The organism is Lacipirellula sp. (genome assembly GCF_965279485.1).
In the GTDB taxonomy this organism is placed as follows: domain Bacteria; phylum Planctomycetota; class Planctomycetia; order Pirellulales; family Lacipirellulaceae; genus Lacipirellula.
In genome coordinates, this window is record NZ_CBDIIC010000002.1 from 3,650,379 (window position 1) to 3,665,022 (window position 14,644).

Here is a 14,644-nt window from a genome sequence, read left to right on the forward strand (position 1 = left end):
GGTCGGTTTCCACGCCGATAGACCTCGCTGCGCGCAGGGCTACCTGAAGACGCTTCAACAACGATCTCGCAACAGATTCTAAGAAACTAGAACCGTGTGGTCCCCTCCCCAGCCCTCCCCTCAAGGGGGAGGGAGCCAGAACAGCCCTTTGATTGACCCTCACGCGCGACTCTGCGGAATGACACAAACTTCATTGCAACGATCGGAGCGCCTGCTCCGCAAACTCCGCCCAATGGTGTGCGGTTTCGCGCTCATCGCAATCGCCCCCGTCGCGCACGCAGAAAACTTCGTCACGCGCAGCATCATCCAAGACGATAACCCCGCGACGAACGACTTCGCTCGCGCGAACACCAACATCAACGCCGTCCCCATCAAGCGCAACGCCCTCACCACCGTCGGCGATTACCAGTTCACCAGCTACTACCAGCAAGACGGCAAGATCGCCATCGGCCGCCGCCGTACCGGCCAATCGACCTGGGATATCTTTCGCACCGAGTTCACCGCCTACAACATCAACGACGATCACGACATCAGCAGCATCGGAGTCGACGGCGACGGCATCTTCCACATGTCGTGGGGGATGCACTCGAACAATTTCCTCTACACCAAGTCGACCTCGTCGGTCCTCAATTCGAATCCGATCAATCTCATCGGCGGCTCCGTCGGCAATGCCGCGGCGCCCAACTCGATGACCGGCCTCTACAACACGGCCGTCACTTACCCCGACTTCTACAATCTCCCCGACGGCGACCTGCTCTTCGCCTATCGCAACGGCGCCTCCGGCAGCGGCGACTACCGCATGCGTCGCTACGACACCGCGACCGACTCGTGGAGCGAACTCGGCGCCGGGCCCAATGACATTTGGATTGGCAAGAACGCCCCCGGCAGCACGTCGCCCGACGTCAACGCTTACCCCAACGAACTCGCCTTCGGTCCCAACGGCGAGATGCACGCCACCTGGACCTGGCGCACCGGCGGCGACACGACCACCGGCGAGCCCGGTTTTCAAACCAATCACAACATTAATTACGCCCGCTCGAACGACTACGGCGCCACCTGGACCAACATGGCCGGCGTCCCGTACACGACGCCCATTTACGAATCAAACGCCGAGGTCGCGATCAACCTGCCCGAAGGGAGCAGCCTGATCAACACCACGGCGATGGCGGTCGACAAGCTCGGCCAGCCGGTGCTCGCCACTTGGTACGCTCCGGGCGCCCCGCAAGGAGACCACGCCCGCCAGTACATGTTCGCCTGGTACGATCAGTCGCACTCGCAGTGGAAGACCTCGCAGATCAGTCACCGCACGATCGACGGCCCTGCGAAGACGACCGAGGCCGTCGTCCGCGACATGGCTCGGCCGATCGTCGTCATCGACGACGCCAACCGCGCGATCGTCGCCTACCGCGACAACCAAGACGCCAACGGGCTCACGATCGCTTACAGCGTCAGCCCGCAACGGAACGATTGGCAAACGCTCGATCTCACGACCGAAGACCTCGGCAACTGGGAGCCGACCTACGACATCAACCGCTGGCGCGAAGATCGCGTCCTCAGCTTCCTCTATCAGCCGAGTGGCCTGGGCCAAACTGGTTCGCCGATTGAAGTCCTTGAATGGGACGCCAACGCCTTCTTCGCCGACCTCACGGCGCCGAAGCTCCACCTGGTCGTTGATCGCAGCACCGGCCTCGCGACGATTCGCAACGCCACGGGCGAGACTGTCGCCGTCGACGGCTACTCGATCAGTTCCGCCGCGGGTTCGCTCAACCCCGCTGGTTGGTCGAGTCTCGCCGATCAATCGCGCCCCGGTTGGCAGGAAGCGAACAACCTAGCGACTCGGCTCAGCGAATTGAATCCGTTCAACTCGCTCCAACTGAACAACGCCGCGACGGCGACTCTTGGCCACGCCATGGCGACCAACGCCGCGTCACTCGCCCAAGCGATTCAGTCGAGCGACCTGAAATTTGAGTACACCACCGCCGCCCGCACTCGCAACGGCGTCGTCGAGTACGTCGGCTACAACAACCTCGTGATGTTCGTGAATCCGCTCACCGGCGAGGCGACCGTCCGCAACATGTCGAACTTCGACGTCGCGATCGACGGCTACACAATCAGCTCAGCCGACGGCTCGCTCGAACCAGGCGCCGGCGATTGGCTTAGCCTCGACGATCAGAACGCCAGCGGCGGGCAGTGGTTCGAAGCGAACGCCTCAGCCACGCGAGTTTCTGAGCTGCTGATGAGCGGCGCGATGGCGTTCAACAAGCACGCCGCCTTCACGCTTGGCGCCTTGTTCGATCCGAACGGCGCGACCGACCTCGCGTTTCAGTTCCTACTCGCCGGCGATTCGACGCCGCTTATGGGCGAGGTCGTCTACCAAATCCCTGGCGACTTCGACCTGAACGGCTCGGTGAATGCCGCCGACCTCGCCATCTGGCGCGGCGCCTTCGGTACGACGAACGCCGCCGACGCCAACGGCGACGGCGTCAGCGATGGCGCCGACTTCCTCGTGTGGCAACGCCACTACGGCCAGACCTGGTCGCCCGCCGCCGCGATCGCCCAAACCGCCGTCCCAGAACCCGCGACCACGGCTCTTCTGCTTGTCGCGGCAACTTCGTTGATCGCGGCGCGTCGTCGCTGAGGCCGAAACTGAGGCCTGAAGGGCCGCGCTGTGAAAGCCCAGGGCGAAGCCCTGGGTATACGATGTGAATTGGATCGGTAGCCCTGAAAGGGCGCGCTTAGTCGTGATGCTGCAATCGAAGCGCGCCCTTTCAGGGCTACCGTGATTTCGGGGCTAACCACCCAGGGCTGCGCCCTGGGCTCTCATAGCGCGTCCCTACGGGACTGTCGTGAGCCCAGAGCTCTCGCATCGCTTTCTTAGCTAAGTTCACTCCCGCTCCAGCACCTGCACTGGACCGAGCATCCCCGACAGCATCAGCGGGCTATCGGCCTTGAACTTCCGAATGTTCGTCCGCGTGATTCGCTGCTCCGGCGGCAGCTTCGCGTCGCCGATCAATCGATTGGGCCACAAGTTGGTAACGGTGACCTTCAGCTCGTTCGCCCCTTCGCGCATGGCAGGCGTTGCGTTGAAACGAAATGGCGCCGTCCATACCGTGCCGATCGGCTTGCCATTGAGTTCCGCCTCGGCGATGTTCTTCACCTCGCCGAGGTCGAGCCAAAACGAACGCCCCGCTTTCTTCGCGGCGGCGACGCTTCCCGGCGGCATCTCGAACGTGATCCGATAGTCGACCGGCCCCGAGTAATGCTTGTTCCCCTCCTCGGTGCGCCACGTCCAACTTCCCGGAGCGCCGAAGGTGACTTCGCCCGTCCCGCCGCGCGCCGGATCGAAGTAAACTCGCCACGGTCCAATGATCTTCATGATCGACCGATAGAACCGCTCATGCGGCGCCGCTTCGCTAGCTACCTCCTCGGCGACCGGTCGTCGGAACAAGACGAACGTCGAGCCATGCGGCGGCAACATCAGCGGGACGACGGTTCGCCCTTCGTTTTCATTTTGCGTGAACGCCGTCGCGTCGCGACGCTCGCCGCTCACTGGATCCCACAACTCCGGCTGCCGGCCCGTGACGCGGAACATCGCCTTGCCCGTCTCCCAACGATCGAGTCGATTGGCGACAAAGTACAAATCGCCTTCGCTTGTCCGCCGATGGATAAAGTCGACCTGTTGGTCTCCCGTCGGCGAGAGGAACTCGAAGTCTTGCGAAACGCCCAGCTGCCGCAAAACCTCGCGCGTCGGCTTGCCAGCGATCACGCGGTTCGCTGCAGCGCCCCCCTGCCCTGCGGCGTCTTTCGCCAGTTCTTGCGGCCACAGCCGCTCCGTTAGCGCCGCGAACTCCGCCGCCGCTTGAGCTCCGCCTGCCAGCCCGATCGGCGTGCTCGGTTTTTCACCAATTACCGTCGCCCCGCCGTCGACCAGGGTCGCGACGTGCCGCAGCGCTTCCAGCCCGTAGCCGTTGCCGCACGCAGGCAGCACGAGCGCCGCATAGCTCGTCCCGTCAGGCAGCGTGATTCGTCCCGCTTCGACCCGCGTGCGCGAGATCAGCGCATCAGCGTTCGTTACGTCGTAGTCGTAGCCCGGCAGCACGCGGGCCGGATCGTTTTCTTTCACGCGCACAAAGCTCGGCACGTTCTCGCCGTAGAAGTAGAGCACGTCGTTCGCCGGCAATCCTTGCTGCAGCAGAAATTGGCAGCGATTCAGATACGCGAAGAACGGCCCCGATGCATGCCACCACGTGTTGTTCGGATTGATATGCGTCCCCGCAAAGTACGCCTGCCCCGGCAACCCCATCTCCGGCGGCGAGCAATCGAACGTGTGCAGCATCGTGAGGTTCAAGCCTTCGCACGCCGCGCGATCGAACACCGGCTTCAGCTCGCGCGGGCCCTCTTCCCAGTGCGGGCCGATGGTTGTGAAGGCCTCGGCCAGCACCGTTCGCCGACCGTACAGATGCGCGGCCGACGCCGGTTGCTTCGTGAAGAATCGCGAGTCGTCGGTCGGGCGATGCGGCGATTGTCCCCAAAACTCGCCCATCATGACGTCGCTCTTGCTCAGGCACAGCAGCGCGTCGATCGGCGCCGCGTGCGGCCCGCCCGACTCTGGATGAATCCCCAGCCCGTTCGCGTGCGCATGTTCCGCGAACGCGCCGTAGTTGTTCTCGGCAATCAACTCGGCTAGCGTCCGGCGGAAGTCGGCCAAGAACCGATTCGAAGTCGCGCGATCGCCCACAACGTATCCCGCGAGCGCCGGCAGCATTGAATCCAGCTCGTAGCCGCGTCGCTTCGCGAACTCCGCCGGCAGTTGCGGCGTCCAGTTCACGGGGCCGAGTTCCCAGCTGTCTGTTTGCAGATAACGCAGCGTCTTGCCGAGGTACGGCTTCGCTTCGTCTAGAATCGGCGCGACGACGTCTTCCCAGTATTTGTCGAACGCATGTCGGTCGAGATAGTCGATCGCCCAACCGTTCCACCCATCGCTCGAAGTCGAGACGATTGAATTCGAAAGCGTGTAGCCGAGCCGAACCACTCGCCACTGTCCCGGCGGCGCGTGCCACTGCAGACGTCCCTGTTCGTCGACTGCGCTGGAGATATCGCGCACGCTTTGCGGATCGACGACGCTCGCCGCGCTGCCGCCGCCTGGGTGCAGCAGCCAGCCCGCGTCGTTCGCGTTCGAGCCGCCCGGATAGTCGTGATACGCCTTCGGCCGAAACCGCTCGATCGTCGCCGGCGCTTCGCCCGGATCGGGGAACGCGATCACCTTAACGCCGCGATAGTAGTCGCCCACGGTCGGCGGTTGTTCCAACTGCACATCGATCGCAGCGCCCAACTCGCCGCCATCGACGGTGGTCCATGTCCACGTCAACTTCTTAGACGCCTGCTCGGGCGTCACCGTCGGCCCGCCCATGTTCCAACCGCTGACGATGTTGACGCCGATCTCCAGCCCCAGCCGGTCGGCTTCCGCCAACGCATGCAGAAACAACACTCGCCACTCGGGCGAACCGAAGTCGGGCCCATGCGGCACCGGATCGTGCCCCGTCTGCGTGGCGCCGCCGGCGTCGATGATGTTGGCGCCGCCGAACCCCTTGGCCTTCATCTCTTCCAGATCGCGCGTGATCGCCTCGGCCGTCACGTTGCCGTTAAGCCACCACCACCAACACCGCGTCCGCGCCTCGCGCGGCGGGTCGTCCCAACCTTGCTCGAGCGGCACGAGCGGCGTGAGCGAACTCCGCTGCTCCGCAAAGAACGCCTCCTCCGCTTCCGCCGCAGCGCGATCGACGGAACATGCGAGCAGACCGATCAAGCAAACGAGCGCGGCCGGTGCGGAATTGAAATTCAAACGGTTCACCGAGACGCACCCACGGGATCGACGCGACGGACAACGCCCCTCCCCAAGATCACGACGCGCGGGGCGAACAGCGGGCAAAAACCGCCGGAGGCAAGCTACCCAATCGATTCTCGTTGCCTGCTACAAAGAATGCAAACGATTGCAGCTGTAGGGGTTATGCGGGCCGATTCTCCCGCGAATTGGCAGGCGGATAAGTCTCTCGCAGAGGCGCAAAGGCGCAGAGGATCGCAAAGGAGGAAGAATGAAGGACTGATGAAGGAAAGGATGTATGGAGAAGGCTCCGCCGCCTTCTTTGCGTTTCTCTGCGCCTTTGCGCCTCTGCGAGAGAAATCAACTCAACCAAAGAACCGACCAACGACCATCAACAACAGCAATGGAACGGAAATCAACATAAAGAACGCCCCCAGACCGGCGCCAAACAGCCAGCCTTCGCCGCGATGAACGAGAGCGGATCGCGTCATACTGAACCCCAAAGCGGCGAGGGCAAGGAAGCCAAACGCCGCTATCGGGAGCAGCAGTACCGCGCAGACGCCGAGCGCAATGTAAATCGGCAGTCGGGCTCGCCGCGCCTCTTCGCGCTCAATCGCCACCCAATCGGGCTCATGCACAGCGGCCGATCCTGAAGCCCCCGCGCCAACCATCGCATTATCTGAAGAGTCGGAATCCATCCGTTCTCACGCGCTCTTTATTAATTTCTTCTTTGCGTTCCTCTGCGCCTTTGCGCCTCTGCGAGAGACTTAAAAGATCGCCTCTGCGAGAAACTTGCAAGCCAAGCCAGTTACACCAGCTCAGAAATCACCTTCCCCCCATTCGCAATCTTCATCGGCCGCCCATTGCTCGCCGTGAAGACCGTCTCCAGCGAGATCCCCATCGCCCGGCATACGGTCGCCATCAGGTCTTCGCTGCTGTACGGCTCGGTCGTCACCGCGGTGCCATCTTCGTTCGTGGCGCCAATCACCTTCCCGCCGGGGATTCCGCCGCCGCCCAGCACCACGCTCCAGCTTCGCGCCCAGTGATCGCGGCCCGCCGTCTCGTTGATCCGCGGCGTCCGCCCGAACTCGCCCATCCACAAGATGACCGTGTCGTCGAGCAGCCCGCGCTCGTCGAGATCCTCCACCAGCGCACTCATCGCCTTATCGAGTTCCGGCAGCTTCTGCTCGAGCGTCGTGAAGCAATTTTGATGCAGGTCCCAGCCCCCCATCGAGACCTCGACGAACGGCACGCCCGTCTCCACCAGCCGCCGGGCCATCAAACAGCCGCGACCAAAGCCGCCCGTGCCGTAGCGATCCTTCATCGCCTGCGGTTCGCTGTCGACCTTGAACGCCTCCATCTGTTGGCTCGACATCAACTCAATCGTGTTCCGCAGCACCTTCGCATGTTCGCCCGCCGCGCTGCCGCGATTCTGGTCGATGAACCGCCGCTCAAGCATCCCGAGCAATTCCATCCGATCGCGCATCCGGCCCTTCTCCGCCGGCGTGTCGAGATTTCGGACGCGCCCGTTCGAATCTACCTGAAACGGCGCGTACCCCATGCCGAGGAACCCGGGCCCTTCGCTCCCGCCGCCGACCGACACGAACGGCGGAATCTCCAGTCCCGCCGTCTTCGCCGCCAGCTCGTGGGCCACCACCGATCCGTAGCCGGGATGAATCACGTTCGGATTCGGCACGAACCCCGTGTGCAGGTAGTACGTCCCGCGCGTGTGGTCCGCCTCGCGGGTGCTCATCGACCGCACGATCGACAGATGCTTCATCTGCTGCGCGACCTGCGGCAACAGCTCGTTGATCTGCCCCTCGCCTGCGGTCGAGATCGCCTTGAACTTCCCGCCGGTCGCCGCCCCCGGCTTCATGTCCCACATGTCAATCGTCGGCGGCCCGCCCCCCATCCACAGCAGAATGCACGATTTATGATTCCGCTTCAGCTCCGCCGCGTTCGCCCGCAACGAATGCGTGAGCGCCAGCGCCGGCCCCGCGAGCGCCGAAGCCCCCGCCAGGTGCTGCATAAAGTGCCGCCGAGACATGCCGTGGGGAGTGGTGAAATTCATGTCGATGGATCCAGATTTAGTCGCCTAAACCCTGTCACCCCGAGGTACTCCGAGGGGTCCGGCCCGCCAACCGGATTCCTCGGAGTACCTCGGAATGACAAGGTTCTCGCAAGTCTCTAGTGATTCAAAATAAACTCATTACTATTCAACACCGCCCACCACACATCCTGCAGCGTCTCCACGACGTTGCCATACCGCGCAGCCAGCAGCTCGTTGCAAACGTTCGTCTCATCCTTCCCCGGCAGCCGCCCCAGCGCCGCCCGGTAGAGGTAGTTAATCTTCTCGCGATCCGACAGCTCGGCGTTGTTCGCCACGGTCGCCAGGAACCCGCCGCTGTCCGCACTGCACGCCCGCCGCACTAGCTCGCCGTTCATCATCGTCAGCGCCTGCGGGATCGAACCATTGAAACTCGTCGTCTCGGTCCCCTCGTCGTTGCCGCTCGCCGTGTTGAACTGCTCGAGCCACTGCTCCTTGAGCCGCTCGCGCTCCCCCTTCTTCAGCCCCGCGTCGGCCCGCGTCGCGGTCAGCAGCGACTCGTACAACTGCTCCGGCCCCATTTGCCGCGTGTAAAACCGGCTGAACTGCGGCGGCCGGCCCTGCTCCGGATCGTCCTCATTGTTGCCGGCGCCAATCTCGCTGCTCAGCCCGTACGCCTCGCTCAGCGCGATCCACCGCATCAGCTGCTTCATGTCGAAGCCCGAAGCGCGGAAGTCGTTCGCCAGCTCCTCCAGCAGCTCCGGATGCGAGGCCGGATTGTGCGAACCCATGTCGTCGATCGGCTTCGTGAATCCGTACCCCATGAAGTGGGCCCACAGCCGATTCACCGCCGCCCGCTCCAGCTCCGGCGCCGCGAGCATCAGCTTCGCCAGCTCGGCCCGCCGATTCACCTGCGCGAGCCGCCCGCTGTTGCCAAACTCCGGCCCCTGCTCGTTAAACATCTCCGCCAGCGACCGCCCATCGACGAACGCCGGATAAGCGACCTGCAATTGCCCGTTCCGCAGCTCGTAAAACAACGGCGCCGAGTACAGCTCCCCCTGATCGCGATCGACCAGCTTGCCATCTTTCATCTCCAGGTAAATGCCGCTGCGATTGTCGCGGCCGAGCATCTTCCCTTCGCCGGCAATGTCGGCGTCGCTGAGCGTCGCCAGCCGCCGCGGATCATCGTCGTCCGGCCGCTCGACGTCGACCCGCGCCTGCCGAAAGAAGGCGTTCAGCTCCCAGAACTGATTTTGCCGATGTTCGTTGAACGGATGGTTGTGGCACTGCGTGCACTGCACGCTCATCCCCAGAAAGATCTGCGCCGACTTTGCCGCCGCCTGCACGCCCCCCTCGTCGAGCTTTTCGATCAGGAAATTGACGGCGCCGTTGAACTCCGGCATCTCCGGCCGCGCATCGCCGCTCGCCGTGATCAGCTCCCGCACCATTTGGTTGTAGGGGCGATTCTCCGCAAAGCACTCGCTCAGATACGCCTTCATCCCCGCCCGGCTGGTAATCGACTGCCGATCCGTCCCCCCGGTGCGGCCGATGAGCACGTTGGTCCACACGGTCGTCCAATTGCGGGCAAAGTCGTCTGCATACTCGGGCCCCAGCAACCGGTTCACGAGCTCCGCCCGCTTCGTCTTGCTCCGCCGTGCGAGATACGCATCCAGCTCCGCCACCGTCGGCGTCCGCCCCAGCAAATCAAGATAAACCCGCCGGCACCACTCGCCATCTGAAGCCGCCCGCGACGGCCGCACGTTGTGAGCCTTCCAACCCTCGCGCAGCAATGCATCGATCCGCGCGACGACAACGTCCGCCTCCGGCGCCGCCAGAAACTTTTCGCCTTCGCCCTTGCCGCCGCCGCTTGCCGCCTTCGCGCTGGCGTCAGCCGCGTCTGCGGCATCGCCCACATTGAGCTTCTCAGCGGCATGCGTCGGCAGCACGATCGCCGACAACAAGAAGAGCATCCCCGCGACTCCGCATCCGCAGAGCCATCGCCGACAGGCCAGGGTATGAACGAAACGGGCCACCGTCATGAAGCCCTCAATGCGAATCAGAAGAGAGTCGAAACGCCGCGCCTCGCGGCTCAATGATTCATTCTAAGCGACAACGCCCAACAACCAAAGAAACGGGAGCGTCAGTGGTCCGTCGTCAGTTGTCAGTTGCTCGGCTGCCACGCAGATGGTGTGGCTCCCTCCCCCTTGAGGGGAGGGTTGCGGAGGGGTGGAACCCTGGCATCCGCACCGCCAATCGCCCAGTAATCCTGCTGATCCCCCTAGACCCCCGGGCTCCGCCCGGGGGTCGCGCCGCCCCTCGAGAGACTATCCACCAACCTCCCGGTCACCCCTCGGTAGCAGCCTTTTCCCCCCGCCTGAACCCCGAACCCTCCCCCCCGAACCCTCTTGTTGCAAAAAGCCTCACTTGTTCAATTATGCAACACTCAAAAAGAACAGGCGAGCCTGGGATGCCTTGTGAAGTGCTTCCCAGACTCGCCTGTTGTGGGGCTCGTTCGGCGTTCCCGCGGCTTCTGGCAGGGAGGGTTGCCAGTCGCCGCAAACTCTTGCCTCTTAACCGTTTACGAGCCTCGTCGCTTGCCTCTCTTTGCCGGCCCCTTGCAAACTCTTCTCTGTTTCGGCCCCGGTTAGTCGCGTTCCGGCACGACTAACAGCCGCATGCTTGGGTGGCTTTGGCGAGCTACTAAATGCAACCAGCGTGCCAAAACCTCCGACACCCCTTCTTGGGTGGTGCGGGATTATGTGTGGCGGGCTGAAAGCGGCGGCGGAAGAGCTATTTGGGCGGTCGATTATCTAGGAGCAACCAACATCCCCATGCAACGAGGAAGATTACGGCAGCCGCGCCGAGCACTAGGCCGATGTCAGTCTTCCAGTCCCAGACCATAGTTGCGAGCATCATGCCGCCAATTCTAAAGGTCGTGGGTTCGCAAGTGTGCGACCCCCAGCGGAGGGGTGAAGGAAAGTGACGCACGGTCTTTGGGCGATTTGTAGGGCGGCAACCACTCTAGATGGGCAGTTATCGAGAAGGCAAAGCCGGCCGCCATAAGTAGGTCGCGAAAGTCACTCTTTGCTAAGTCTATAGCCTTACGGAGTGATTCGATGTTGCCTCCCGAAAGTTTTAGGGCCGCAACTCTCACTCTCTCTAAATCTTCGGGGGAAGCATTCTCAGAGTGGGGCAGATTTCTTCCGCACTCATGAACCAGCAATCGCTCGGCCTCGGCGAGGTCGTCGTCGTATTTGAAGACCAAGAGCAAGCGTCTACTCACTTCGGCACAAAGGGGAGCGGGATCACGAGGGGTCTTCATGCCCTTAGTCATAGCCGGCCGATTGCATTCCCGCGCCGGCGGTTAGAATGCGGGGCATGAGGCCGCTACTTTCAGTCACCGGAGCAGCAGTCGCCGCATTACTGGCGTTTCGCAGTCTCTACAGTTACGACATTCTGTATCCGCTCAGGGATGGCGCCGTCATCGGGGGCATTCTGTTCGGCGGCGTTAAAGTGGCTGAATGGTTGGGCTGCCCACGACTTCCAGCGTGGGCCGTGGCGGCTCCCGTGATGGTTGCCACGTTCGCGCTCTATCTCGTTTGGCTCATTGCACTCATGAGCTGACCTCCGCCGGGAGCCTGGGGGCTGAGCGGGTCGTGAAGTCGTAAGTGTGCAGCCCCGCGAAGTGGGGGTTAAAATGCGTCGATGAATGACTTGCCTTGGCCTTTCGACCAGCCACCCAACTCTCGTTCAGTCACCATGCTCTCCATTCTTTTGGAGAGGGTGCCAGTTCTCCTGGTCTGCCACAGGAGGGAAGACCATCGATGGCTATTTTTCCCGGGCGGAGATTTCCCAGAGGAAGACGGCGCAGTTGTTTCGCTGGGCACGGTCGTCGCCCATGATCCGACCCTCCGCGAAGTTGCTGACTTGCCGCCGGGCTGGATTGCACGACGCGCCGCCGTGAATTCCGAGTGGAAGCGGAGCGAGGCCCGCTCGTGATTGCACTGCGCTGGCGGTTAGAATGCGGGACATGGAAACCAACGCCAAGATTTTCGTCTCGACACTCCTCGGGGGCTTCACTGCCTATCTCTTCGCGTCGCGGCTCGACACCGACAGCTTCGCCATGAAGATGTTCGCGATGGTCCTTCTTACGGTTGCATTTCAGTCGCTGGTTCTCCGGTTGACGGGCTGGAGAATCTCGGCGGACCGATAGCGCCCTGACCGCGGCCGGATTGCATTCCCGTGCCGGCGGTTAGAATGCGGGGCATGACTAACGAAGCTTGGCCCTTTGATCAACCGCCTAATTGCGCCACTCTTACGCTGCGATCCATCGTATTCGGCGACGTTCCAATTCTTTACGTCTCCCATGACGAAGACGATCACGCTTGGCAGTTCTTAGACGGTGGCACGCCTGAGTTTGAAGATGCCGCCGTTGTACTTCTCAGTGAAATTTCCGAGCGCGACCCGACTGTTCTCGCGATTGCAGACTTGCCACCGGGATGGATTGCGTGGCGTAGAGACGAGAATTCGCCGTGGCAGCGCAGCCCCCGGCCAGCCTCCTGACCCCGGCCGGGAGTCTGGGGCTAAGGGCAGCAACCCATCTCACCGCGGCGAGGAGTTAATCGCGCCGCACCGCAGCAAGCCCCAATTTTCAGCCACGCATCTTTTTTCTCCTTAGCCCCCGGTTCTTCAAACCGGGTGCGATGCGTCACGCCACGGGGTCGGGGACCTTTTGCCACTGGCGGCGTTCCACTGAATTGACGGTCCCCAGTGGCAAAAGGTCCCCGACCCCGTGGCGTGACGCCATTTTCTCACGCGGCCAAATTTCGTTGTAGAAACTGGGCCACCGAATCTGCTAACGTGAACAAAAGATCACTCCATGCGCGCGAAAGAGCGCCGCCAGCGCGATTAATTCAACTAAAGGAGAAAAGCATGATCATGCAAAATCACCTCCGCGGCCGGCGGCGGGTGCTCGACGAGGCGAAGCAGGCGCGCCTCTGCGAGCTCGTTGCGAAGGAAAGTTACAGCGTCGAAGAAGCGGCCGAGTCGCTCGACGTCTCGCTACGGACCGTGCAGCGCGAACGCCGCCACAATGAAGATTTCGACGATGAACTGCGGCTCGCCCTCCAACAGAAACCCAATCCGAGGAAGCTGATGGTGGAAGCGGCGCGAACGCACTGGCGGGCCGCGGCCTGGCTGCTCGAGCGGACGAAGCCTGAGGAGTTCGCCCGCAAGCCGGCGAACATGACGAGCTTCAAACTCGTCGCCGCGGCGTTCGACTATCTCCAAGAGACGGCGCTCGCGGCCGTTCCCGAGGAGTGCCGCGCGGCGCTCTACCAGCAAACGCAAGCCGCGATCGAAAAGTCGGTCGACTGCTGCTTCCCGCTGCTCGGCCCGGGGGGCAATCCGCGGGTGAAAAAAATTCCCTGTGAGACGCCGCTGGCCGACGTCGAGTGTCGCAAGCACGTCCGCGTCGTGCACGACCGCGACGAACAGGGCGACGTCATCGCGCCGCCGCCGATCGCTCCGGCGGAGGTCGCCGCCAGTCCGGCTCGGGAGGCCGCGCGGGAAGCGCAGCGTGCGGAACTAGGGGATCGTCTCGCGGAAGAGCGCCGTCAGCAAGCGTGCGACGAGCGGCCTCCCGTGGGAATTGTGTCGCCAAAAATCGCAAAAACGACAAAATGCAACGCGACAGAATGCGACGCGACAAAAGAGCCCGCTGCGGCCAGTTCGACGAACTCCGATCGCATGGAGCATGTCGTTGCGACGTTCAAGCGGAGGGGCGACGACGAATGTCCCGACGCGCGGCGCCATACGGAAGAAGTCGATCATCCCGCCGCGCAAGACCCGCGCGAGCGACTGCAATTGCCCGGCGCTGGCCTCGACCGTCAGCGCCGCAACGAGCGCCGCCAGCAACGCGCCGCGGCGAAGAAGGCCAAAGCCGCCAAAAAACGAGCCGCCCGCAGCCGCCGCGCTGCGTGACCTCGTAGCTCTCGTTCCCACGCGGAGTGCGAGAACGAGGAGGTAATATGGGACCCTTCTAGGCGGGGGCTATTCGCTCGGCGGGGCAACGAAGAGAAAGCCAACGAGCATCGCGGACGCGCCAGTAACTAGTCCGACGATCGGCCAGATGCTACGAGATCCGATGGGAGACATGGCGTCTGTGATTGCGGACGCAATCGTCAGTGCAGACAGGATCCCCCCACCGATGACAAACGCTCGTCCTGTACGCGATATCCTGCCTCGACGTACTCGCGAGACTATCCAGAGAACCCACGCGACCAAGGCAAATCCGATGAACCCCGGCGTCGGCCTCATCACAGGGAGCGTGGATGCGGCGATTGGCAGGCCGATCGACCAGTGAGCGAATTCTCTCATCGCCTCATTCTACATACCCCGGCCAGGAGTTCGCGTGCGGGCTAGTGGGGCCGTAAGTGCGCGACCCACGAAAGAGAAGGCGGGTCAGCGCAACACTTCCGACAGCCACCGGTGAATAGCGGCATAGCCGCCTCGGACGCCGCTCTGTCGGAACGGGGCGGTGACGAGAATGAAGGGCGTGGCCACAAGGTAGATGATTGGCACGGCGATCATTTGCGCGATGTCGGCTTCCATACCAACTTCTTCGTCCGGCGAGCACCATTCTGGCCACCGAGATTGCATTCCCACGCCGCCGGTTAGAATGCGGGGCATGCCACAGCTTGACCCCTTTCTGAAGAGGACGCTCCAAGCGGTTGGCGGAGCCGCTATCTTAGGTGCGGCGATCGGGGGATCTCTCG

At 62.8% G+C, this 14,644-nt stretch carries 9 protein-coding genes; 4 read left to right on the plus strand and 5 right to left on the minus strand.

The window, feature by feature from the left end:
* Positions 1-232 precede the first annotated feature (232 nt).
* The gene (locus tag ACQY7R_RS22245; RefSeq protein ID WP_428307746.1) at positions 233-2,638 is read left to right on the plus strand and encodes a BNR-4 repeat-containing protein; all 2,406 of its coding nucleotides are present in this window, start codon (positions 233-235) and stop codon (positions 2,636-2,638) included.
* 246 nt (positions 2,639-2,884) lie between these two features.
* On the opposite strand, the gene ACQY7R_RS22250 is transcribed toward ACQY7R_RS22245, so the two are convergent.
* The 4 genes from ACQY7R_RS22250 to ACQY7R_RS22265 form a co-directional block, all read right to left on the minus strand.
* Complete coding sequence (locus ACQY7R_RS22250; protein WP_428307747.1) at positions 2,885-5,851, minus strand: glycosyl hydrolase; 2,967 nt, start codon at positions 5,849-5,851, stop codon at positions 2,885-2,887.
* Between the two features lie 335 nt (positions 5,852-6,186).
* On the minus strand, positions 6,187-6,459 hold the full coding sequence (locus ACQY7R_RS22255) for a hypothetical protein (protein ID WP_428307748.1): 273 nt from the start codon (positions 6,457-6,459) through the stop codon (positions 6,187-6,189).
* A gap of 170 nt (positions 6,460-6,629) precedes the next feature.
* Positions 6,630-7,892 carry a DUF1501 domain-containing protein gene (locus ACQY7R_RS22260; protein WP_428307749.1) on the minus strand — a complete coding sequence of 421 codons (1,263 nt, stop codon included), beginning with the start codon at positions 7,890-7,892 and terminating at the stop codon, positions 6,630-6,632.
* 116 nt (positions 7,893-8,008) lie between these two features.
* On the minus strand, positions 8,009-9,838 hold the full coding sequence (locus tag ACQY7R_RS22265; RefSeq protein WP_428307750.1) for a DUF1549 and DUF1553 domain-containing protein: 1,830 nt from the start codon (positions 9,836-9,838) through the stop codon (positions 8,009-8,011).
* Between the two features lie 1,408 nt (positions 9,839-11,246).
* On the opposite strand from ACQY7R_RS22265, the gene ACQY7R_RS22270 reads away from it, so the two are divergent.
* From ACQY7R_RS22270 to ACQY7R_RS22280, 3 genes are all read left to right on the plus strand, one after another.
* Positions 11,247-11,492 carry a hypothetical protein gene (locus ACQY7R_RS22270; RefSeq protein WP_428307751.1) on the plus strand — a complete coding sequence of 82 codons (246 nt, stop codon included), beginning with the start codon at positions 11,247-11,249 and terminating at the stop codon, positions 11,490-11,492.
* Between the two features lie 406 nt (positions 11,493-11,898).
* Entirely contained in the window at positions 11,899-12,081 is a 183-nt protein-coding gene (locus ACQY7R_RS22275) for a hypothetical protein (protein ID WP_428307752.1), read from the plus strand.
* 719 nt (positions 12,082-12,800) lie between these two features.
* Positions 12,801-13,850 carry a hypothetical protein gene (locus tag ACQY7R_RS22280; protein ID WP_428307753.1) on the plus strand — a complete coding sequence of 350 codons (1,050 nt, stop codon included), beginning with the start codon at positions 12,801-12,803 and terminating at the stop codon, positions 13,848-13,850.
* A 480-nt stretch (positions 13,851-14,330) separates the two neighbouring features.
* Here ACQY7R_RS22280 and ACQY7R_RS22285 read toward each other — a convergent pair whose 3' ends face one another.
* The gene (locus ACQY7R_RS22285; RefSeq protein ID WP_428307754.1) at positions 14,331-14,480 is read right to left on the minus strand and encodes a hypothetical protein; all 150 of its coding nucleotides are present in this window, start codon (positions 14,478-14,480) and stop codon (positions 14,331-14,333) included.
* Positions 14,481-14,644 lie beyond the last annotated feature (164 nt).